The sequence below is a fragment of the Nostoc sp. DSM 114159 genome (genome assembly GCF_053470285.1).
Genome location: NZ_JBPFEH010000001.1, coordinates 366,033 through 388,703, shown reverse-complemented (window position 1 = coordinate 388,703; position 22,671 = coordinate 366,033). Strand labels below are relative to the sequence as shown.

Below are 22,671 nucleotides of genomic sequence, written 5' to 3'. Positions count from 1 at the left end.
AAGGCACTTTTGCAACAGGTCTTATGAATAAACCCCGGCTAAAGTCGTGGGGTTTATGAGGTTTTCCAGCAGAGATTTTATGGATTCTCGCGCAGGAAAGTATCAATATCATTTAGTTCCTGCTGATTGAGACGAAATTCTCCAGCACCAATGATTCCTTCTACCTGCTTAGGATTGCGTCCGCCAACGATCGCCGCAGTCACCGCCGGATTATTTAAAGTCCAAGCGATCGCTACTTCACCTGGCGAGCGATCGTGTTGTTTACCAATGTGTTGCAACACCTCGACTAGCTTCAGGTTACGAGATAGACGTGGCTCCTGAAATTCACTATTGTTTTTGCGCCAATCATTATCTGGGAAATTAGCAACTCGCTCAGGTGTCATCTTTCCTGTGAGCAAGCCAGATTGCATAGGTGAATAAACAATCACACCTATGTTATTTTCCTGACAAAAAGGCAGAATCTCCTTTTCGACATCCGGCTTTACCAGCGAATAAGGCGGTTGCAATGACGTAACTGGTGCAATCTCTTGGATACGTTTCAACTGTTCGACATTGAAATTAGAAACTCCGATATAGCGAACCTTACCCTCATCCTTGAGCTTGGCCAAAGTTGTCCAGCCTTCTTCGATTTCTGAGTCAGGGTTGGGCCAGTGGATTTGGTAGAGGTCGATGGTTTCAACCTCTAATCGGCGCAGACTGGCTTCAACCTCCCGCCGCACAGAATCCGCCTTCAGGCTGCGACTAATTTCGCCCTTTTCATCCCAGACCATTGAGCATTTCGTGAAAATGTAAGGGCGACTAGATCGACCTTTGAGCGCTTTAGCAACAACTTCTTCAGAATGCCCTAAACCATAAATAGCTGCGGTGTCAATCCAATTAACGCCAAGGTCAAGAGCGCGATCGATCGCTGCGATCGATTCTTGGTCATCTTGCTCTCCCCAGCCAAAAGCCCATTCACCTCCGCCAATCGCCCAAGCACCAAAGCCGATTGGGGTAATGTTAAGCTCCGAATTACCAAGCTGTTTGGTTTGCATATCTACTTTCTTCAAGAATTTTTGAGTCAATTGTTACTTTACGCTGCACATATTTTCTCAACAGCTATCTGAAGTATGAATTACTACTGGTGCAAACATGACAAATCACTCTTGAATATTGTGTTGATACACACTACTTGTATACTAAACTTGCTCAAAGATAGTAACAGTTGTCAGTGTCAATCAAAATAGAGAAGCAATATGTCAGAAGATTTAAAAAGCAAAGTTGCGCTGATTACAGGCGCAAACAAAGGTATTGGATATGAGATTGCCCGCCAATTAGGTTCTAGAGGTGCTACTGTTCTTGTTGGTTCAAGAGATATAGGACGTGGTGAAGAAGCGGCGAATAAACTTCGTCTTAGCCAGATCGATGCCCGAACAATTCAACTTGATGTGAGCGACCAAAAAACAATCGACTCTGCGGCTAAACAAATCGAGAGCGAATTCGGAAAACTTGATATTCTTGTGAACAATGCTGGAATAATAAGTGATGGCGATGCCTACGGCGGTAAACTACGCCTTCCACCTAGCCAAGTTGATATTGAAACACTACGACATACTTATGAAACGAATGTATTTGGAGTGTTTGCAGTTACAAAAGCGTTGTTGCCACTTTTAAAGAAATCAAAAGCAGGGCGAATAGTGAATTTATCAAGTGGTTTAGGTTCTCTGACTCAGAACTCCGATCCAAATTACGAATTTGCTGATTTTAAGTTTCTTGCTTATAACTCATCCAAAACAGCAGTGAATGCAATCACAGTTTTATTAGCTGCCGAACTTAAAGATACCCCAATTAAAATCAATGCTGCCGATCCTGGTTTTACCGCAACTGACATTAATCAATATCAAGGGTATCGTACTGTTGAACAGGGTGCGATCCCTACGGGGGGCTACGCCTACGCAGCAGTAAGACTCGCTACTTTACCTGATGATGGTTCTAGCGGAGGGTTTTTTGATGAAAACGGTGTGGTTCCTTGGTAAAAAGTAGAAGGCATGGGGCACGGGTTTTCCCCTTGTCCTATCAAAAGCTACATACAGCATCTCCTAGAGAGCGTGATTACAAATTATTAAACCTACCGAATATTAACTTCTTGAAGGTAATTTACTTCTTGAAGATATTCAACCTTAGTAACTGAGTTTTTAGGGACGAATAAATTTGTTCTTTTTGTAGAAGCTATCTTTTGATTGTCAGCTAGTACGCGTTGTTTTTGAGTATACTCATTCAATTTGACTTGAGCTTGAGCATAAACTAGAGTATCGCTGGGAATATTTTTAAGAAATTTGACAGCGCGATCGAAATCACCAATAGATGCTTTTTTATAGGCTTTTTGTAAAAAGTAGGCTGCCCTGATCTGCCGCTTTCGATTGTACTCAGCTAACTTGTCTTGAACTAAAGCACCTGCATGACTTTCTTGAGGGATTTGACGCAGATATTGTAAGGCGGCAGAAAAATCTTTGTCAGCAGCTTTTTCGTAAGCTTTTGCTAATAAATCTTGCGTCTGTGCTTCAATGTTGACAGATGCTTTCTGAACTATTTTATCTGTTTTAGATTGCCAATATAAAATCTTGGGAACTTTTGCAGCAGCATGAAGAACATCTGACCATCTGCTCTCTTGAAAAGCTAGTTGTGCTATTTCGTATTGCTGTGCAGCTACTTGCCATTGCTCTTGCCATTCTTCAATTGTGGCTTGCGCTTCTGGATAAACATTGCTGTGAGAGGGAATTGATTTAGCGAGTGCGATCGCTTCTTCCAAATCTCCTGCTTGATATTCTTTTGCTGCTTTATATAATGTATCTGTTTCTGAATATGCAGGTGATGTATTAACTAAAGAATATACACCAAATCCCATTAATAAAGAATTAGCTGCTAGCCCTACTTTCATTCCCGTTAATAATGGGGATAATTTTCCAGACGCAGGATTTTTTGCTACTTCTAGGGAAAATTGAGAATCTTCTTGTAATGTTTCTGATGGCTGAGGTTCCCAAATTATTTGTTTGAGTACTCGCAATACTTCACCCGCAGACTGAAAGCGGTCTTGGTAATTATAACGGATCATCTGGCTGAGAACAGCAGCTAAATAATCATTAACTGGCGTGTTTTGAGAACGCCAAAAAATTTCATTAGTAGAAGGATCGGTTTTTAATTGTAGTGGTTCTAGCCCTGTTAAAGCCTGGATAGCAATCATACCCAAAGCATAAATATCACTGTTGGGCTGTGTTTGACCAATAAATTGTTCTGGCGGTATGTATCCCAATGAAGTCACGGGAATTCTATAAATGGGCAATTCTGCACCTATGCCAAAATCGATCGACTGGATTGAGCCAAAGTCAATCATAACTAACTTGTTATCAACAGTACGTCTAATCAAGTTTTCCGGCTTGATATCGCAATGGATAACGCCTTGAGAGTGAACAAATTCTAGAATACCTAAGACATCTATCAAAAATTCTACAACTTCGCTCTCACTCCACAGACAGCCGAAATGTCGATCGATGGGCAATTCCGCAGTCAGCGCATGTCCTTCAATACATTCTTGCACTATATAAAATCGCTCGTTTTCTTCAAAACAGGCGATAAATTCAGGAATTTGGTCATGGCTTCCCAGAAGCTTGAGGGTTTGGGTTTCAGTCAGAAACAGTAACCTCAACATCTCCAAGTAGCCGGATTCGGAACTGCTAACTTTAATCTGTTTAATAACGCATTTAGGATTCTCTGGATAATCTACATCTACAGCAATGTATGTTTGCCCAAACACCCCTGCACCGAGGCTTTGGACAACTTGGTAACGCCCTTGTAGTAATTTACCGATTATGTGGTGGGTCATGACCTGCCTACTCAGTAAGTCCTTTTATCTAGTTTTTCTGACATTCCCTCCTGTTTCCGGAATACTTTAGAAATAAATAACCAGAATTTTGACACTTTAAATATAAGTTAATTTTTTTTAAGTATTATTGCAGATAAAAAATCTTTTTTTTAGTAAAACAAATACTTCGCAAACAAAATGCGAAGTATTGGCGGTGTTATATTCTTAACTGAGAAATTGATGTTTATCATAGCTGCCTTGTAGAAAAAATACTTTACAATCTGCAATTGCCCATCAAAATGTCGAGTTTGTCCGGCAAGTGCTAAAGGCAACGAAGGCAAGAAGAAAGTCTAATCTTGAGTCTTTTGTTGATATATTTGCGGCGCAAGAATCACTTGAATTTGCTTTTCGTGGCATTTTTGAGAAAAAATGCTAATTTGCTCGGACTCGCCTCCTTCAATTGACAAAGATTGCAAAAATCCTTGAAATCCTAAAAAAGCTAATTCATAAATAGCTTTCTGACTAAAAACACCTTCAAAATAGCCCGTGTGGGTATCAACACCTTGAGGATCTCTATTGTTAAAAGACTTCCGAATAAATGCCAAGGTGAGGAAAATATAATTCCCAAAATTTATCGCTGGCTTTTGGATGGCAGAACTAACTATTCCGATTTGCTTCATCCGGTCATCTTTATAATCTGTACAGTCAAAATATGTAAATAAATCTGCGGGTTGTACCAACTCTTCTGACATTTCAGTTATCTCTTCAAGTTTTCTATGTTCGCTACTAGAAGAACGAATTTCTAAATATTTATAAGGATTATCAAGTCTGTAACCTTTGCCATAGTCTTGTTCGTGTAAATTAACAACTCCATATCTGGGCGTGTGACCCACTGAATCATTTTTATTGTTGAAATGTTTAACTGTTATATTACCAAGCCTGTACCCACTAATACGAGTTCGCGCTGGGAAACTAAAATAATTTGCGGCAGTAGAGGTAAATCGTAACGCTAGGTCTCCTTCATTACAAAATATATAAGCTTCTTCACAACGACGTAAAGAAGAACGAAGAAAATTAGCACGTCCTGGCAAGATACTTTCTACAGGAATATCAGGTGCAACTAGCACAAGTCTGCCTAATCGAAATACATTACCAATATCTGAATTCGGTTTTTTATTAATAGATTTAACATCAAAAACATCAGAAAGAATCCGAATTACATCTGTAACTACAAAACACCCCATACTATGACTAATAAAAGATAATTTAATGCGCTTATTTGGGAGAAGTTTTGCTGTGTAATCCAACTGTCTTATCAACTCAACTAAATCTGTAGTTCCATAATTACTTGCTCTGTAAATATCACGAAAATAAGTAGATATTCTGAGAATAATTAGTGTAAAGATAATTGAAGATACAATCCCAGATAAAATTAACAACGCTGTGAAAAAGTGGACAGCACCATTACTCAAAATATTTAGGAATAATAAAGCTATGGTAGACAATATACTAATTGTTAGTCCCAAAGCTAAATTAATAGCTAGTAAAGTTGGTAGAGAAGAAAGTGCGTTGATTAGCTTTTGTCTAAAGGAACCAGACTCATCCGTTTTTACAGGATTTTCTGATGGCCATCTGTATCCGATAAAAATATACTTATTTGCTTGTTCAATATGCGTATTAATATATTCATAAATCTTTTTGCACCCCGTCTCTGTATCCGATGGTGTAGAACTATATCCATGAATATTGATGATTATTTCTGGGTCGGGGCTTGATTGCAAACTTTGAGAAATTTTCTCAATCATCTGTTGGGTTGAAGGTTCAGCTTCTCCATCATTGAGATTAAAAAACTTTTTATTTGCAACTGATGAGAAATACCTATGAGAATTGTCTTCTTCTGTCTCAACGTTCAGTTTCGCAGTACTAACTACTAAATAACCAGGTATTTTTTCCTGATTATTTTTTTTAAATTCGTAAATTTTATACGGTTGATTGTCTGGCAAACTCTGATTGTTAGGATAAGTCATTAGGTCTATTTCCTTTGACAATTTATATTCAGTATATCGCAATCGCTTTTTGGTAATATAGGAATCATATTTGATTTTTGAACAAAATAAATTAAGTATTGTAGTGGCGTGGCAAAGCTAAATTGTTGCAATAAATTTTCTTGTGGGATGGGTGTCCTCACCCGTCCGGGCGGACAAGATGCCCACCCCACAAGAGCTAAATTTTATGCACTATTTTAGGCTTGCCACGCCACTACGTATCTTTTCAGAAATCAAATACTATTCCTATATCGGGTCAGCCTGCATAGATACTGAGTTCACTCAGTACTTATATGAGTGATTTATAAGCAAATAATCCTTAAAACTGAAAATTTTTTGGGATTAAAATTCCAATTTTATGGAGAATTCTCTGTTTCAGGAAGGACAATTGTAATTCCATATTTTGGAGCAGTTGCTAATATCCTGTCAATCACTTCTTGAGTTATAGGTAACGGTGGAACTGATGAATTCTCTACTTTAGTTCCGACTTGTGCAAAAAACTTTTCTATTCCACCTGGGGTAGCCCAAATCAGCATTTTAGCTGGTGCAGAGCCAATATTTTTAAAACTATGGAGTTGACCTATAGGAGAATGCAAGAATGTTCCGGGAGTTGCTAGAACTGTTTGTTCATCAAGATAAAACTCAATCGAACCTTCAAGAATGTAGAATGCTTCATCTTCTCGACTATGAATATGTGGCGGCGGGCCTAGTTGGGGTGCAAGTACTACTTCAAACAGTGCATACTTGCCATCAGTTTGTTCGCTCGTAGCTTTAAAGGTGGCTACATCGCCTGCTACTGAATAACTATCACCATCACCTAGTTGCGATAAAATCCCATGATTAATTGTCATTTTCATCATCTCCTGAGTTTCATGACAAACAGATTGCCCTGCTTGCACAAATCACTAAAACACAGCCTAGCATGATTCCAAAGCCCAGTAATTAAGCTCCAATGCGCTACCCACTATTATTTTACAAAAAGTAATTAGGATAATTATTTCATGCTAAAACTGATATTTACTGGAGGCTTCTATCTAAAAAATTAGTTGTTTTCTGCTTATAATATTTAACTATTGACTTCTTCATCATGTTCAACCATCTCAGATTTATCTTGTAATGGCTTCACTACCCGTGCGATCGCTTCTTGAATAAAAGCTTTAATAAATTCATCTCGGCGATTAATTTGAAACTGTTTCTGCACAACTTCTGTCATTCCCCCATCACCCCAATCTTGGTCGTGACGAAAATATTCAATAAAACTTTTACCAGCAATTCGCGTTAAATAAGCTGCTGTCACACCTTGAATTGCTCTACCAACCAGAAAGGTGGCAACATTAAGTTGCAAGGCTGTAGATAATAATTGAATTGCTCCTTTAACAATGCCCAAACTAGCAATGGTTTTCGCTAAAGAAAGAGCTAATTCTCGTCCCCGTTCCATATTCAATTCACAGCCATACACTCTACCAATTTCCACAACCATTTGAGCGTTGACTGCGGCTGTCGCCAATAAATCTACAACAGGTATCGGCGTGACTGATACCACACCAGCGCCAATCCATTGAAACCGTTCTACGATTTTGTCAGCTTGACGGCGACGCTGCCCATCAATGAGTTTTCGCGCTTCATCTCCCAATCGCAGAGATTGCAAAAGAATATTATCCGCCACCAAATCTTCACCTTCGGCACGCAAAACAGCAGCCGTGCGCCGCAACAAAGGGACAATATCCGGTTCTGGTTGGAAGGTTTCGCCAGTTTCTAGTTGTGCAGATTGGGGATTAGCAGCGATCGCTACCACATCATTAGTAGCAATAAATCCCCGTACCCGTTGACGCAATCTCGCAAGGATGGATTCTTTATCTTCATCTGTATATAAATCGGTTTTGTTGAGAACTAAGAGCGATCGCTTGCCAATTTCTGCCAACCCCCGCAACGGCTCATATTCTGAGCGTCGTAAGTCATTATCTACCACAAACAACAGTAAATCTGCTTCTGTCGCCAGTTCTCGCGCCATTTGTTCCCGTTCCGTTCCTGCCACTCCTGCTTCTAAAATCCCCGGCGTATCTGTAATTAAAATCTTGCGTTCTAATCCCTTCAACCGCAGACAATAGGTTTCTCCAACCTGAGTTGTACCCATCGGTGCATCTACTTGACCGACCATGCGTCCCATAATCGCATTAACTAGGGAAGTTTTGCCAGCACTCCCCGTACCAAATACCACTACTTGAATTTCACCCCGTGCGAGGTTGGCTTCAATCTCTCGCGATCGACTTAATAAAGCTTGGCGGGTGACTTCATCTTGAATTTGCGCTACCTGTTGTCGCACAGCCTGGAGAGTTGTGGAAGCTGCGTCAGATTTAGCAGCCGGAATTTGCGCCGCAGTCGCTCGCTTCGGGTTGCGACGCGATCGCTTTTCCCCAGATTGAATCACTAGTACATAATAAACAAAAGCAGCAACCAAGGCTCCAATCAGGACAATCAGCAGCAACAACAGTAAATTGCCTAGCAACGGCGAATAGGATAATTGCCAATAGAGGCGTGACAGGGAATCAATTAGCCATAGGGCTAGCCCCAAAATGACGATCAGACCGACAATCAGCGTTACTATGCGTGACAGAGGCATGGCTGGGAAGTTTAGTAAGTATTCAGTAGGCAGATGCTTCTAATCTTAATAGTTTCAGCATTTTTTACCAGAGTAGGGGACTTCCTTATATTCGTGTCCGGTTAAAGACTTATCATTAAGGCAGCAGAGGGGCAGGGGGGCAGAGGGGCAGAGGGGAAGGGTTTTTGGATTTTTGCATAGATTCGGGAATCATAACTAATTAGCCGGACTTGATATTACTCAAAAAAATTACCAGAGCAAGCTTAAATAGGAGCAAAGTTAATTCAGTTATAGTCGTAGTCCCATAGGTTAGGACATTTGGAAAGCATGAAAACTAGGAATAGTAATACTTTTACCTCCTGCCTCCTGCCTCCTGCTATACCTACTTTCCCAATACACAATTAAAGCAACTGTTGCATCATGAGTTGTGCAAATAGCCCTGATTGATTTGCTAGTTCAACAAAACTACCTTGCTGCACTACTTTGCCATTTGCAAGTACGTAAATTCGGTCAGCGTTTTGAATAGTACTGAGGCGATGGGCGATCGCCACCCTAGTTACCTTCAGCTGTTGTAAACTTTCACTGACAATTGCTTGGGTTCTGTTATCTAAAGCGCTAGTCGCCTCATCGAATAGCAAAATTCGGGGTTTTAACACCAACGCCCTAGCAATCAACAGCCGTTGTCGTTGTCCACCAGAAAGATTACTACCTCCCTCACTGACGATTGTATGCATCTGCATCGGCATGGCTGCAACATCATTTGCTAAACCTGCCATCTGGGCTGCTGACCAAGCTTCGTCCATCGTCACCAAGGCACCACTGGCAATATTCTCGAAAATCGAGGCTGACATCAACCGACTATTTTGCAGTACCACACCCAATTGACGGCGTACAGCATGGACATCCAAAGAAGTTAAGTCTTGCCCGTCGTAGTAAATTGTGCCAGATTTCGGTAATTCAAACCCCAACAGTAACCTCAATAAAGTTGATTTCCCGCTGCCAGAAGGCCCAACAATGGCAATAAATTCTCCTGGTTCAGCACGAATGTTGACATCATCTAACGTCAAGGGGCCATCGTCGCGATAGCGGAAAGTTACCCGATCTACAACTAATTTGCCCGATAGCCTACCCGGATCTGCTTGAGCGGAACTAATTTCTGGTTCAGCTTGCAAAATTGGTTGGGCCCGTTGCCACAAGGGTAAAACTTGCAAAACTTCCACAACTGTGCTACTCAAGCTAGTGGCTCCGTTAATAAACGTGCCAAAAGCAACGTTGAATGCTAAGAAAGTGCCAGTGGATAAACCACCTCCTCCAGGAGTTTGGGATTGCCCAATTAAGCTAGTAGCAAACCAGAAGAGGGCAGCAGTGGTTAACACAGGTAATACTTGATTGATTACCGCGAGGCTATCTTCAATGCCTTGGGTACTCAGCATTAATTTCAGTTGATGCGTATACTGTTTACCCCAGTAGGCGAAGGCGCGGGTTTCAGCTTTGGCGATTCGGAGTTTGGCAACTCCATTAATTAACTGCACCATCACGCCAAAAAGTTGTCCTTGTAGCTCTAGTAATGGGCGAACTTTACGGACAATAAGACTACCAGAGATGATAGTGACGGCAATATTTACCAGTGCCACTGCACAAGCTATGAGAGCTAAGGAAACATTGTAGTAAAATAACAATCCCAGATTCAATAAGGAAAACAAACTGGAGAAGATTGTTTTTAAGACTGTGTTACCCAGTCGCTGGCGGATTTGAGTAATAGCCGTGACTCTAGAATCCAAGTCACCAACTGAGAAAGAGCGAAAAAAGGAAACCTTCAAGTTTAACAATCGATCCCACACTGCGGCTTGGGTGGAGGAATCGGCAAAAGTTTCCAGCCTAATGGTGGCAAACCCAAGGGCTAGTTGAAACAGCGTTCCGCCAAAGGCAGCAGCCACCAAAGCAACAGCAATTTGGCTCAACAAGCCTCGATTAGCATCTGGGATCGCTTTGTCGATCAGGATAGCTGTAGCTTGAGGTGTCAGCATTCCTAACAGACTGATGGTAATTCCCATTACTACAACTATAATTACTTCTTTGTAATGTCCTTGGAGGGCAAACTGAAGTAAATCAAAAGTTTTCAGCTTTTTTTCCGGTAAAGGTCGATAGAATGCGTAGGCAGTTTTAGCTAGGGCTGCTGCTATCTGGGCATCGACAGAGATAGGAGTTCGTTCTCCAGGAACGTAGAGTTTGTAATGTGTATCAGACACTGGTAATAGTGCCACTGGCAGTTTATCGGCAAGCGTAAATGCCAACATCGGCCCGCAATCCTTTTGCCACCAGTTGTCCCGCAATTGAATTCGTCGCAAGCGGATACGCGAAGCACGAGCGATCGCTTCTACAGGATCTTGGATTCGATTAGAATCTTCTGAGGCAGCTGGCGGATGAATCTTAATTCCCAATGCTCGTCCTACAGCACCAGCAGCAATTAGTAAGGCTTGGTTTGGGTCAGTTGCATCAAGATTACTACTGAATCCTAAACTATTATCTAGCCCGTCTGATTTTGGCTGTGGCAATACAGATGCTAATTCTGCTAACGTCTCTTGCATCACTTGGCTCTCAAGACGTTCTCTGGCTTGAAATCTCAGTAATTCTGCATCCATCTCCTGCCGTTGCAGCAGGTTAATGCAGTGGAGAAAGTAAGTTTGTAGTTGGGACAAACCACTTAACAAGGAATCAATATCTTCTATGTCTGCGGTGTTAACACTTTTCAACTCCACAGTGTTATTTGCTTGTAACCACATATTTTCAGCCAAAGGCAACATTCCAGAGGCAGAAGTTAACGGTAGATCGTCAAACCCCATCCATCTAGCACGCCCTTGGAGAATTTGCACCCACGATATTTGATGCGGCTGGAAGATTTGGTCTTCGACTAAGGAGATTTGGCGGGTTTTTGGCAACGATGTTGGTATAGTTGGCGTAGCGATCCCGGCAAGTACCGAACCTAATTGATAAATCCAGCGTTCTATCAGAGTTACTACTTCTTTATTAGCGTCAGCAAACAACTGGTAAAAGTCTGCTCTGGATACTTTGAGAATTTCTGTCTCCTCAAGTGACACTGCTAAAACTTCTTGCTGCTTGCCCTCTAACCTTGGTGCGATCGCAAACATCGCTTGTCCAGCTGTGCTACTAAATAAATAGCGACGAGTGCCTTCGGGAATGCGATCGTTAACTGCGATCGCAAATAGCGCCAAGTAACCAGATTTTACCAGCCAAATTGTCTCCGGGTCATCTAGCAGTAGCGATTCATTGCATTGAAAACGATAGTGTTGTCCTTTGAGGTTTGCGAAAGATAAGAGGGAAGGCTTCTCTACGAGATGCTCCGCGAACGCCGGGGAAAGGGCAAGGGGGAAAGGGGAAACAAGAATATCTGTCCTTTTCCCTTTAACCTTTTCCCTTTTCCCCTCTTCTTCTGCCCCTGCTCCCTCACTGCGAATTAATTGTAAATACGGCCCTTCAACTTGCTGCAATTGTGCATGGCTTCCCCGTTGGACTATCTTGCCGCGATCGAGGACAATAATTTCATCGCAATCTCGGATGGTTGAGAGTCGATGCGCCACGATGATACAAGTACAACCGCGCAACCGCAGATTACGAGTGACGGTATTTTCTGTTTCAGTATCCAGGGCACTGGTGGCTTCATCCACGATCAAGATACTGGGATTATTTACTAAAGCACGGGCAATTTCTAGCCGTTGTCGCTGACCACCACTCAAATTGGTAGCACCTTCTAAAAGGTCAGCATGATAGCCTCCAGGTAGTGAAAGGATGACATCGTGAAGCGCTGCATCTTGACAAGCTCGGACAAGATGACTCTCAGGTATGGTAGTATCCCAAAGCGTCAAATTGTCTCTGACGCTGCCAGCAAATAACAAAATCTCTTGCTCGACGACAGAAATAGAATTGGCTAGTACTTGGCGAGAAATCTCCTTTCTAGGTTTGCCGTCGAATCGAATTTCTCCTTGCCACGGTTCGTATAGCCCACATAAAAGTTTGGCAACAGTAGACTTACCAGAACCACTCCCACCCACCAAGGCAACTCGTTGCCCTGGCTGGAGTGAGAGACTAAAATTTTCAATTAGCGGCGGGGCAATTTGGCTATAACCAAAGGTCACATTGCGTAATTCAACATACCCCTGAAGTTTGGCAAGAGGCAGAGGGGCAGGGTGCGGGGGGCAGAGGGGAGATTTTTGTAAAAACTTCTCTTCTTTTCTTGTCTTTCCTACCTCTTCCCATTCCCCCTGCTCCCTGCTCCCTGCCCCCCTGCCCCCCTGCTCCCCTACCCCCCTGCCTCTTTCCTGCAACTGCGAATCAATGGGGTTACGCAAGACATCATCAAGGCGAGTCAGATTACCTTCCATCTCTTGAAGTTCGCTTCCCAGGCTGATGAGATTACTTACTGGGGCGAAAAACCTTTGCATCATGCCAAGAAAGGCTATTAACATACCGATGCTCAAGGCTCCATCCATGACTCGCAAACCGCCTACAGCTAAAAGCAGCATGGAAGCGATCGCACCGAGAAAAGATGGTAAAACACCTATTGTCTGGTTTGTTTCCTCTAATTCCTGGTGGGTGTTGATGGCTTTGGCATAGTGACCCGCCCAACGGGAGAAGAAATCTGACTCTAATCCAGATGCTTTTAGCGTCTCCATACTCTGAAGACCAGAAATTTCTACGCCGCGAACTTTTCCCTCTTCTTGGATGAGTTTAATATTGGCATCTGTGCGCCGCTTTCTCACCCACTGTAAGGCGGCAAGGTTGATCGCGACAAAGGCGATCGCAATTAAAGTTAGTACAACATCATATTGCAGCATCACTACTACATATATAAATACTGATACTGTTGCGATCGCAGTAGTCGCTAATTCACCAGAAAGCATATTAGCAATGCTGTCGTTGAGTTGGATGCGGCTACTGATTTCTCCGGCATACCGCTGATCGTAAAAACTAACGGGTAGGCGTAAAATGTGCCACAGATACCGACTCTCCATGCCCACGGACAACTTAATTTTCATTTGACGCAAAAACTGCAACTGTAGCAGCGTCAAAAATCCACTGAGTCCGGCTGTGAAGATCATGCCTAAAATTAAGGGACGCAACCACTCATACCGATGCTCAATCAATATGTTGTCTACAAATACCTGGGAAAATGCAGGTATGGCCAGTCCCGGAATTACTAACAAAAATCCTGCCAGCACGCAGTAAAGTAATGCGCCAATGGAGCCTCGCAACCGCGACCACAAAGCTAAGATTGTGCTAGGCTTGCGTCCTCCTGGCTGGAACTCCGAACCAGGCTCTAGAACTAGCACCACACCTGTGTAAGCGCCGCTGAATTCTTCTAAGGAGACGATGCGCCGTCCAGTAGCAGGGTCATTGAGATAAACTCGCTGTTTGCCGATTCCCTCTACTACTAAAAAATGGTTAAAGTTCCAAAATACAATGTAGGGAAATTTTAACTGCGACAAGCCAGCTAAGTTGGTTTTAAAGCTTTTAGCGTTGAGTCGATAATTTCTGGCAGCCTTCAAGATATTTAAGGCACTAACTCCATCCCGCGAGACACCGCACGCTTGCCTCAGTTCTGTTAGTGGGACAATGCGATTGTAATAACCGAGAATAATTCCCAAAGCAGCAGCGCCGCATTCTACTACCTCCATTTGCAACAGAGTCGGAGTATGACACCGCTTGTTTTTACGCAAGCGCCCTAATATATTTTGCAGATTTCGCCAGAACATAAAAATATTTTTTAAAACTTGGACTTTGGCTTAATTTAAGCGTTTAAACATAAATTCTTAACTATTTTTCAACATGACTAAAATTGCTGTATTACACTACTGTTCCCTTCTAAAGTCTTGATTGTATTGATTAAGCCAAATTAATAAGCAAAAAGCCTGAATGCTTTCTCATTTTGCTTAAATGCTTTCTCATTTCAGTAGATTCAGCAAGCAAAAAGCCTAAATGCTTTCTCATTTCAGTAGATTCAGCAAGCAAAAAGCCTGAATGCTTTCTCATTTCAGTAAATCGCGTACTCATTTCAGTAGATTCAGCAAGCAAAAAGCCTAAATGCTTTCTCATTTCAGTAGATCGCGTATTCATTTTAGTGTTTTCCGCAAATAATTAGATACATTGTTTTCTCAGTACGCCAAAATGCATTCTTATTTAAGTAATTTCCGCACTTTAGTACAGCGTCAAGGTTGATTGAATGGGTAAAATTTTGAATAATTTCTTCCTCATTCCTTTCATCGTCAAGATCACGAAATGCCACTCCAGGATCTCAGAATCGGTAGAACAAAGGTAATTGGGGCGCGTTCTTCCACGGTGACTTGTACTGAAGTGGTAGTTCCAGAAGTGATTTTCATATGTGGCCCTTGAGAAGAAGACCATTTGTAATCGCTGAAGGTGGAATTGTCTGGTTGCAGTCGTGCCGTAATGAGCATCTGTGGCCCTTGTGACATCAAAGCTTCCACAAATTCGGAATTGCCGACTACACTTAATGCACCTTCTTTAGTCACAGGAAAGGCTGAGACTTCTGTGACAGCACCGATGATGCCACCAAAGCGTTCGCGTTGCACTGTACTAGGTGTGACTTGTAACTTCATCCCTGGTTGAATTTGCTTACCATCGCCAACGGGGAAAAATGCCACGCTCACAGGTTGAGCCGATCGCTTTTGTGCGGCGATCGCTCCGATGGGTGTACCCTGTAAAACAACCTGTCCGGGACTTGCGGAGATTTCTAAAATTCGTCCAGAGTAACTGCTTTTGACTAAGCTGTTGCTTGATAGTTGCAGTGCTAATTGCACAATATTCCGTTGGACTTCCTGAATTTCTTTTTTGCGGGTAGTTACATTTTCTAAATCTTGTTGCGCCGCAGTCGCTTCTTTGCTATCTAGTTGTTTTAATTGCGCTTGCAAATCTTTAATTGAGTTCAAATTCTCTAAATATTGGCGTTGGGCATCTGCTTCTTTGACATCTAGTTGCTTGAGTTGCGATTCGGCTTCATTAATTTGGGTGACAGCATTTAAGTAGTCTTGCTGTGACTGTAGGACTGTATCGCCAGAAATTGCTCCCTCTTGCAATAGCTGCTGGCGGTTGGTCAATCTCTTTTTGAAGGTAGGTAAGAGATCCCGCAGTGCTTGTAAGCTTTGGGTTTGATTGGCGCGATCGCGTTGAATCGAATTTAGCCCTTTCTCTTTTAAAATCGGGGTGAGTTTCTGTACCGCCTGGAGGTTTTGCTGCAAAGATTGGCGTTGCTGTTTAATCGCTTCTTTGTCTGCGTTTTGTCGCTGTACTTGCACTAAGCTAGAAGCGCGATCTTCTGTTTGTAGTTGCCCTAATTTAGAGCGGACTAGTTGTAGCTGTTTCATCAGTTCGCTTTGGTCTAGCGTCGCCAGCACATCTCCTCTATTTACAAAGTCACCAACCCGGACATTGATTGTTCGCAATTTACCTGCGATCGGTGACTGGAATGAAGTAATTGTGCTGGGATAGACTATTATTCCAGTACCCGTTACTGTAATTGGGATTCGACCTAAAAAACTCCAAGTCACCCCCGTTGCCACCAACGAACCAACAGCAACTAGAGGTAGCCACTTTTTCGGGCTGACTACCTGCATAATTTGATCTAGTTCTTCCGGCGAAGAAGCACGCTCTAAAGCTTCTTTGCGGAATAGGTCGCTTTTTTGATTAATCACTATAAACCATCCCAATTTGCATTGCATTCAGAAGGAATTGGGTATTAGGCTGACAACTGAACAAAAAATTACCTTCTGTCTTCAGTGGAAGGCGGATATGTTTTGTTTGCTTTGGCATACTAGTATTCAGATGCAAAAATCAACCTACCATCTGATGAAAGGTCGAAAGCTGAGAAAATCAAATTTTTTATTTTTAAATTTTGCGTTAAAGTAACGATTTTGTAATCTTTATATAAAAACATTGACGGGTGGGTAAGAAGTAAGGGATAATAACAATTGGTCGCTTACCTTTTGACCTTTCGTTATTATCTGGCTTACACCCGCCAATGTTCGTGTAACGTTGTAAAGGATTGTGATGCCAGAAATAGTTAGACCACTATGTTATAAGATGTCTGTAGCTTATTCGTAAGGGTCGTTTGTAGTCCTTTGTCAGTTGTTCGTAGCAATTGGCAAAGGATTACTGTTTAATAACTCTCTTAACGAAATAATGCATAACTTACATGCTTGCTAGCTTAGTGTTGTTTTGATTTGTAGGGATGATACAAATCATCATAGATAAATATTTTGGCAATACAAACACCTTAAAGTGACTTTTGGTTGAGGTGATAACTCAACATGAGCGTGCTATGGAGATAACCTAGTATCTATTAGTACTAGTTAGTACTAGAAGTACACACGGTCTTTGCTATTATCAATGTCTTGCTTTGATTTTTGAATAACCTTAGCATCTCCTCCACCAATTGCTATTGCAACACCAACTTGAACATTCGATTGTACGTTTCCACCTTTGGTTTTAACGTCAATTTTAGCCTTGGTATCGATATCTACACCTCCGCGTCCTCCGACAATTTCACTGATTTCTTCATCAGCTAACTCGGTCATGACTGCGAGTGTTTCTTGTTCAAATGTTACAACTGACATACAAATTCCTTCCTGGTACAAAATGGTTTTGGAACAGTGAAATAGTAACTCAACATGAGCCTACTATGGAGATAACCTAGTACCTGTTATTACCAGAAGTACACACGGTCTTTGCTATTATCAATCTCTTGATTTGAATTTTGATAAACCTTAGCATCTCCTCCACCAATTGCTGATGCGTTACCAACTTGATTGGATACTTGTACGTTCTTACCTTTGGCATTAACGCCAACATTGGTTCTGTTATCAATATCTACTCCGCGTCCACCGCCGACAATTCCACTGATTTCTTCATCAGCTAATTCGGTCATGACTGCGAGTGTTTCTTGTTCAAGTGTTACAACTGACATAAAAATTCCTTCCTTGTACAAAATGGTTTTGGAACAGTGAAATAGTAACTCAACATGAGCCTACTATGGAGATAACCTAGTACCAATTATTACCAGAAGTAGACACGGTCTTTGCTGTTATCAATTTCTTGATTTGAATTTTGATAAACCTTAGCATCTCCTCCACCAATTGCTGTTCCGTTACCAACTTGATTGGATACTTGTACGTTCTTACCTTTGGCATTAACGCCAACATTGGTTCTGTTATCAATATCTATACCGCGTCCTCCTCCGACAATTCCACTGATTTCTTCATCAGCTAATTCGGTCATGACTACGAGTGTTTCTTGTTCAAATGTTACAACTGACATAAAAATTCCTTCCTTGTACAAAATGGTTTTTGCATAGTGAAATCTTTTTTGACTTAACCAAATAATAAAAATCTTTAGACATTTAAAATAATAAATATCTGACGACTTTTATTATCAAATTTGTTGCTTTAAAACACTAATTAAATGTGCAAAACAAAAATTTGCTTTTGGTTTGTTTTGCAATTTCACTATGTTTAAACAATACAGTTTTTTAAAAGTATTTTATATAAAGAAATGATAAAGTTGTTCAAGATTTTTGTGAAGATTATGATTTTAAGAAATATCAAATATCGATATTAATTCAAGTTAATAAAGGTAGGATCGGTCAATGGTATATCTATAAATAATTTTTTGACAAGTTAATATAGGTATTAAAAAATCTTGCCGAATAAGCAACAGCTAACATATTCAATTATTCACAAAAATAATATCCCCAACTTCTTTAGAAGTTGGGGATACGCACCTTTAATTGGGTACATAAAACGTGAGTTGAATTTAAGTTATACCAATTCTGTATGAAGATGCGCCAAACTATATAAAAAACGAACTGCATAGGCGCAAAGCGGGTTTCCACAGGGCGCATACTCCTATAAAAAAGCAAGCTACGCGCAGCATCTCGTCAGAAAAGTAAACAAAGGAAGAAAGAAAATTTGACGCAACCTCACAAATAAATGGTATTGCTGTGAATACTAAATAGATGAAATCACTGTTGAATTTATTATTTGTGCAACTCCATTTGTCAGCGAAAATCTTCTTTTTGTGCGTGTTCTTTGCTTAGCCTTCGTATCCACAACATCTTGATTGGAGTCTTGAACAACAGCATCAGTGCCATCAGTTGAAATCGCATTGATCTGTGATGAAAAATCCAAAACAATATCTCCTCCCACTATTCCTTTTAATTCACTATCTATCAGTTCCTCGACAATAACTTTTCGATTACAGATAGATTTGAAACTCACTTGATTGAAAGTAGTCATAAATTCCTCCAGAAGTATACAGACTTTTTTTGTCTGAGATGTATTTACAAATAGCAGATTATTTAATAATTTGTCAACAGATTAAAAAAATATCCTACTTTTAATAACTAACTAACTTTTCTGATTTTTTATCTTTTATTTCTCTATATTTACCTACTTTATATTATTAATTTAATGAGAAAATATTGCCGATTAGTCTTTACCATCCGACAAAAGTGAAATATCAATAAATGTGGTGAAAATATTCATTCGATACTTGCCAAACTACTGTTGATGTTGGCAGCATCACACATCTTTATTACGGCACTGAATCGCTAAAATATCAAATCTTCAATCTCAATTCAAACTTTAGGCACAAATAGGTTCTTTATGAACACAGAAGTAACATGGAAAAATCAGAAGTCAGAATATTCTGACTTCTGGCTATTTTACTAAACAATGAGGAGTGTATAATTGGGTTATACTAAATGTTGATTGAGCAAAAACGAAGATGAATTTGTAGCATTCTCTTCGTCAACAAGCTTTCATAAAAACAATAACCTTTCCAGGCTAATATTTTTATGCTAGCTTTGGTTAAAGTTCACTTCATCTCTTAGTAACCACATTTGCTACACTTCATTTCTTCGGTTCAGCAAAGCAATTACGCTAGAGAGGCTATATGAGAATATCTACAAGCGAATCTAAAGTAGTTTTTAGACCCCCGTTGAGACCTGCTACTGCATCTGGTGATGCTCCTAGTCCTCCTACAAGTATTCCTCCAACTATTCCTAGTCCTCCCACAACTCCTTCTAATTCATCCTCATTAATTTCTTCCAAAATAGCTTCTTGGTTGTTGAGTTGTGTCAATCCATTAACGTTATTCATAATTTTCTCCTAAAAGTGCGTAGGCATTTGTGCCTTGGATGTATTTATAAATATCAATTTTTATAAAAGCTTGTCAACGGTTTTTACAGAAGATCCTACTTTTCCTACTTTTGTTATTTTTCCTACTATTTTTCCTACTTTTCTTACTTTTTGAAACCTCCTGTTTTACTTTTATTCCTAATATTTTCATGATATAAATATTAGAGCAAAATTCAAAAAAATAATACTAAAGGAGGATGTTTTATATAATAATTTGCTTATTTATTTGATATGCTTTGAGTTTTTATGTAAAACGGTAGATTTACAAACAAAACTTTGTACAGGTTATTTACACTAAGCATATAAAAATGAATATAGCTTATATCAAAAGACTGATTTCTTAATTTTCAATTAGTAATTTAGTGTTGTTTGGCAGAGGATACAGGAGAGGAATTTTGTCAAGTGCTAAATCATCCTGCTTTCTCTGCAATGCCAAAAATTGCAACAATGTCAGAATCGATCTAGATTAATTCAGGCAATATTTGAATATGCAGACTATTACCAAAAAGTCAATAAATAAATCTTGGGCTGGTGCGATCGCAGAACCAGCAAAAGAATTTCCCCTTACTCAGCTATCAATTATTTCTGGCAAAGTCCCAGATGGCTTGCGTGGCACTCTTTACCGCAATGGCCCTGCACGCCTAGAACGCGATAGCGTTCGCGTAGGACACTGGTTTGATGGAGATGGGGCAATTCTCGGCATCCATTTCACAGAAGCAGGAGTTACCGGAGTCTATCGATATGTGCAAACAGCAGAATATCTAGCTGAAACTCAAGCGGATAGGTTTCTTTATGGTGTCTATGGGATGCATCCGCCAGGGCCCATCTGGAAGCGCTGGGGCCAACAGATTAAGAATGCAGCGAATACCTCAGTGTTGGCACTACCTGATAAATTGTTGGCTTTATGGGAAGCAACCAATCCCTACGCCCTTGATTTGCAAACTTTAGAAACTAAGGGATTGGATGATTTAGGCGCTTTGGATAACGGATTACCTTATTCTGCTCATTACAAGCGCGATTCCCAAACAGGCGAGATTTTTAACTTTGGCATCAGTATCGGCAGTTCTGTACAACTGAATCTTTACAAAAGCGATCCCACTGGCAAAATTATCCAAAAAACTGCTTTTAAGTTAGATCGTTACTCAATAATGCATGATTTTGTTTTAACTCAAAAGTATCTAGTGTTTTTCAAGCCACCAATGCGGATGAAAATGCTGTCACTTTTGCTAGGTTTGACTACCTTTAGTGAATCTTTGTTGTGGGAACCTCAATTAGGAACCCAGGTGTTAATCTTCGATCGGGAAAACTTATCCTTAGTGAGTCGTAGCGAAACCGATCCTTGGTTCAATTGGCATTTTGGTAATGGCTATGAAGATAAAGACGGTTCTGTGGTTTTAGACATGGTGCGATATGCAGATTTTTACCAAACTAATGAGTATCTCCGAGAATTTGCAAGTGGTGAGACACACACAGTTCCTACAGGAACATTGTGGCAAGTGCGCCTCAATCCTCAAACTGCTAAAGTTATAGAAATGCAGGAAGTTGTCAATCGCAAGTGTGAATTTCCCGTAGTGCAGCAATCGCAAGTTGGGCAACCTTGCCGCTATACTTACATATCATTAATGCCCCAAAGAGGGGATATAGATAAAGAATGGTTTGGTGCGATCGCCCGCTTCGACTACAAAACTGAAACCCTCACCGAAGCAGACTTAGGAGAAAACCGCTATCCTTCAGAACCCATCTACGCTCAAGATGCCCAAAACTCCGAGCAAGGCTGGGTGCTAACCGTTGTATACGATGGTAATACTCATAGTAGTGAAGTTTGGGTATTTGATAGCGATCGCCTGGATGCAGAACCCGTTTGCAAACTAAGATTACCTAGCGTTATTCCCCACAGTTTCCACGGCACTTGGAACCCAGCTTAACAATTTGGGGAATGAAGCAGGGGGGCAGGGGGCAAGGGGGCAGGGAGCAGGGAGCAGGGAGCAGGGAGCAGGGAGCAGGGGAGCAGGGAGTGAGGGACTTAGGGGACAAGGAGATAAACAAAACTCCTAACTCTTGTACAGACGCGATTAATCGCGTCTCTACTTTTAACTCCTAACTCAGCACTCAGCACTCAGCACTCAGCACTCCCAATTCACTCTAATCTTTGATAATTGCTAAGTGTAAAAACGTAGTATCCTACATATTGGTATCTAAAAATAAGTCCAGAATCATGAGGAGAAACCGGATAGCATTACTACTTAGCGGAGTGATTGTCAGCTTTGGATCGTCATTGTTAGCTCAAGCACAACAAAAGGTTTCTGATGCCCAAGTTGCGGCAATGGTAGAGGCGCTACGACTAGCTGCACCGCAGACCGGCACCGCAAATGATGGACTTTACAGTGAATGGCAAGTTAAACCAGAAACCTTAAAAGGCTGGTCGAAATATTGTCTTAAACAAGAACTAACACCAACGCAGTTTGAAAATAGTCCCGCGAAAGCACGCCAAGTTGTATCTTGCATTACGCGCCGTGAGTTGAATAAGCAATTTATCGCCAGCAATAATAATGAAATCGCTGCTGTGCGTGGCGTCGGCTGTTGGTGGATGACTGGCAGCTATACAGGTTGTAACAGTGGATTTACTGCTACATATCTTCAAAAAGTTGTCGGTTTTTACCAGCAGCAGCGTTCAAAACCAAGAACTACTCCATAGACATCACCAAATTAATCGCCGCGATCTGGCAATAAAAATATGAGTGAAAAATAATTTAGAGACGTAGTATTGCTATGTCTCTACAAGGATTATGGATAACGCATATTTAATTTCACCAAATATTTAATCATTAAGCGATCGCAATTAAGTAAACGTGAGTTCGATAAGTTCTTTCTTTACTTCTCCGCCAACCCCTCTTGGACACTCAAGATTACAGTCCATTTTAATGGACTTGGGTTATTAGACCGCCGTTTTAACGATGGGCG

At 41.0% G+C, this 22,671-nt stretch carries 16 protein-coding genes and 1 pseudogene; 3 read left to right on the top strand and 14 right to left on the bottom strand.

The window, feature by feature from the left end:
* Positions 1-77 precede the first annotated feature (77 nt).
* On the bottom strand, positions 78-1,034 hold the full coding sequence (locus ACR5KR_RS01505) for an aldo/keto reductase (protein WP_448265185.1): 957 nt from the start codon (positions 1,032-1,034) through the stop codon (positions 78-80).
* 201 nt (positions 1,035-1,235) lie between these two features.
* Between ACR5KR_RS01505 and ACR5KR_RS01500 the strand changes: the two genes are divergently transcribed.
* Positions 1,236-2,015, top strand: coding sequence for an SDR family oxidoreductase (locus ACR5KR_RS01500; protein WP_448265184.1), 780 nt, complete (start codon positions 1,236-1,238; stop codon positions 2,013-2,015).
* A 92-nt stretch (positions 2,016-2,107) separates the two neighbouring features.
* Here the strand turns inward: ACR5KR_RS01500 and ACR5KR_RS01495 are convergent, their stop codons facing one another.
* From ACR5KR_RS01495 to ACR5KR_RS01435, 13 genes and pseudogenes are all read right to left on the bottom strand, one after another.
* Positions 2,108-3,859 carry a protein kinase domain-containing protein gene (locus ACR5KR_RS01495; RefSeq protein ID WP_448265183.1) on the bottom strand — a complete coding sequence of 584 codons (1,752 nt, stop codon included), beginning with the start codon at positions 3,857-3,859 and terminating at the stop codon, positions 2,108-2,110.
* 329 nt (positions 3,860-4,188) lie between these two features.
* A complete protein-coding gene (locus tag ACR5KR_RS01490) occupies positions 4,189-5,841 on the bottom strand; it encodes an alpha/beta hydrolase (protein WP_448265182.1) in 1,653 nt (550 codons plus the stop codon).
* Positions 5,842-6,239: 398 nt separating this feature from the next.
* Positions 6,240-6,734: a quercetin 2,3-dioxygenase gene (locus ACR5KR_RS01485; RefSeq protein ID WP_445628080.1), complete on the bottom strand. Its 495-nt coding sequence runs from the start codon at positions 6,732-6,734 to the stop codon at positions 6,240-6,242.
* Between the two features lie 215 nt (positions 6,735-6,949).
* Positions 6,950-8,503, bottom strand: coding sequence for a YcjF family protein (locus tag ACR5KR_RS01480; RefSeq protein WP_448265181.1), 1,554 nt, complete (start codon positions 8,501-8,503; stop codon positions 6,950-6,952).
* Between the two features lie 380 nt (positions 8,504-8,883).
* Entirely contained in the window at positions 8,884-11,760 is a 2,877-nt protein-coding gene (locus ACR5KR_RS01475) for an NHLP bacteriocin export ABC transporter permease/ATPase subunit (protein WP_448270046.1), read from the bottom strand.
* Positions 11,761-11,943: 183 nt separating this feature from the next.
* Positions 11,944-14,253: pseudogene (locus ACR5KR_RS01470) on the bottom strand (NHLP family bacteriocin export ABC transporter peptidase/permease/ATPase subunit); the annotation flags it as partial.
* Between the two features lie 130 nt (positions 14,254-14,383).
* Positions 14,384-14,614: a hypothetical protein gene (locus tag ACR5KR_RS01465; protein ID WP_448265180.1), complete on the bottom strand. Its 231-nt coding sequence runs from the start codon at positions 14,612-14,614 to the stop codon at positions 14,384-14,386.
* A 155-nt stretch (positions 14,615-14,769) separates the two neighbouring features.
* Positions 14,770-16,209, bottom strand: a complete 1,440-nt coding sequence (locus ACR5KR_RS01460) for an NHLP bacteriocin system secretion protein (protein ID WP_448265179.1) — start codon at positions 16,207-16,209, stop codon at positions 14,770-14,772.
* 663 nt (positions 16,210-16,872) lie between these two features.
* Positions 16,873-17,130, bottom strand: a complete 258-nt coding sequence (locus ACR5KR_RS01455; protein ID WP_448265178.1) for a hypothetical protein — start codon at positions 17,128-17,130, stop codon at positions 16,873-16,875.
* An 89-nt stretch (positions 17,131-17,219) separates the two neighbouring features.
* Positions 17,220-17,480: a hypothetical protein gene (locus ACR5KR_RS01450; RefSeq protein WP_335005928.1), complete on the bottom strand. Its 261-nt coding sequence runs from the start codon at positions 17,478-17,480 to the stop codon at positions 17,220-17,222.
* Positions 17,481-17,569: 89 nt separating this feature from the next.
* Positions 17,570-17,830, bottom strand: a complete 261-nt coding sequence (locus ACR5KR_RS01445) for a hypothetical protein (RefSeq protein WP_445628086.1) — start codon at positions 17,828-17,830, stop codon at positions 17,570-17,572.
* Between the two features lie 689 nt (positions 17,831-18,519).
* Entirely contained in the window at positions 18,520-18,807 is a 288-nt protein-coding gene (locus ACR5KR_RS01440) for a hypothetical protein (protein WP_448265177.1), read from the bottom strand.
* Between the two features lie 654 nt (positions 18,808-19,461).
* Positions 19,462-19,671, bottom strand: coding sequence for a hypothetical protein (locus ACR5KR_RS01435; RefSeq protein ID WP_445628088.1), 210 nt, complete (start codon positions 19,669-19,671; stop codon positions 19,462-19,464).
* Between the two features lie 527 nt (positions 19,672-20,198).
* On the opposite strand from ACR5KR_RS01435, the gene ACR5KR_RS01430 reads away from it, so the two are divergent.
* Together ACR5KR_RS01430 and ACR5KR_RS01425 are read left to right on the top strand one after the other, a co-directional pair.
* Positions 20,199-21,635 carry a carotenoid oxygenase family protein gene (locus ACR5KR_RS01430; RefSeq protein ID WP_448265176.1) on the top strand — a complete coding sequence of 479 codons (1,437 nt, stop codon included), beginning with the start codon at positions 20,199-20,201 and terminating at the stop codon, positions 21,633-21,635.
* A 290-nt stretch (positions 21,636-21,925) separates the two neighbouring features.
* A complete protein-coding gene (locus tag ACR5KR_RS01425; protein ID WP_448265175.1) occupies positions 21,926-22,405 on the top strand; it encodes a hypothetical protein in 480 nt (159 codons plus the stop codon).
* The last annotated feature ends 266 nt before the right edge of the window (positions 22,406-22,671 follow it).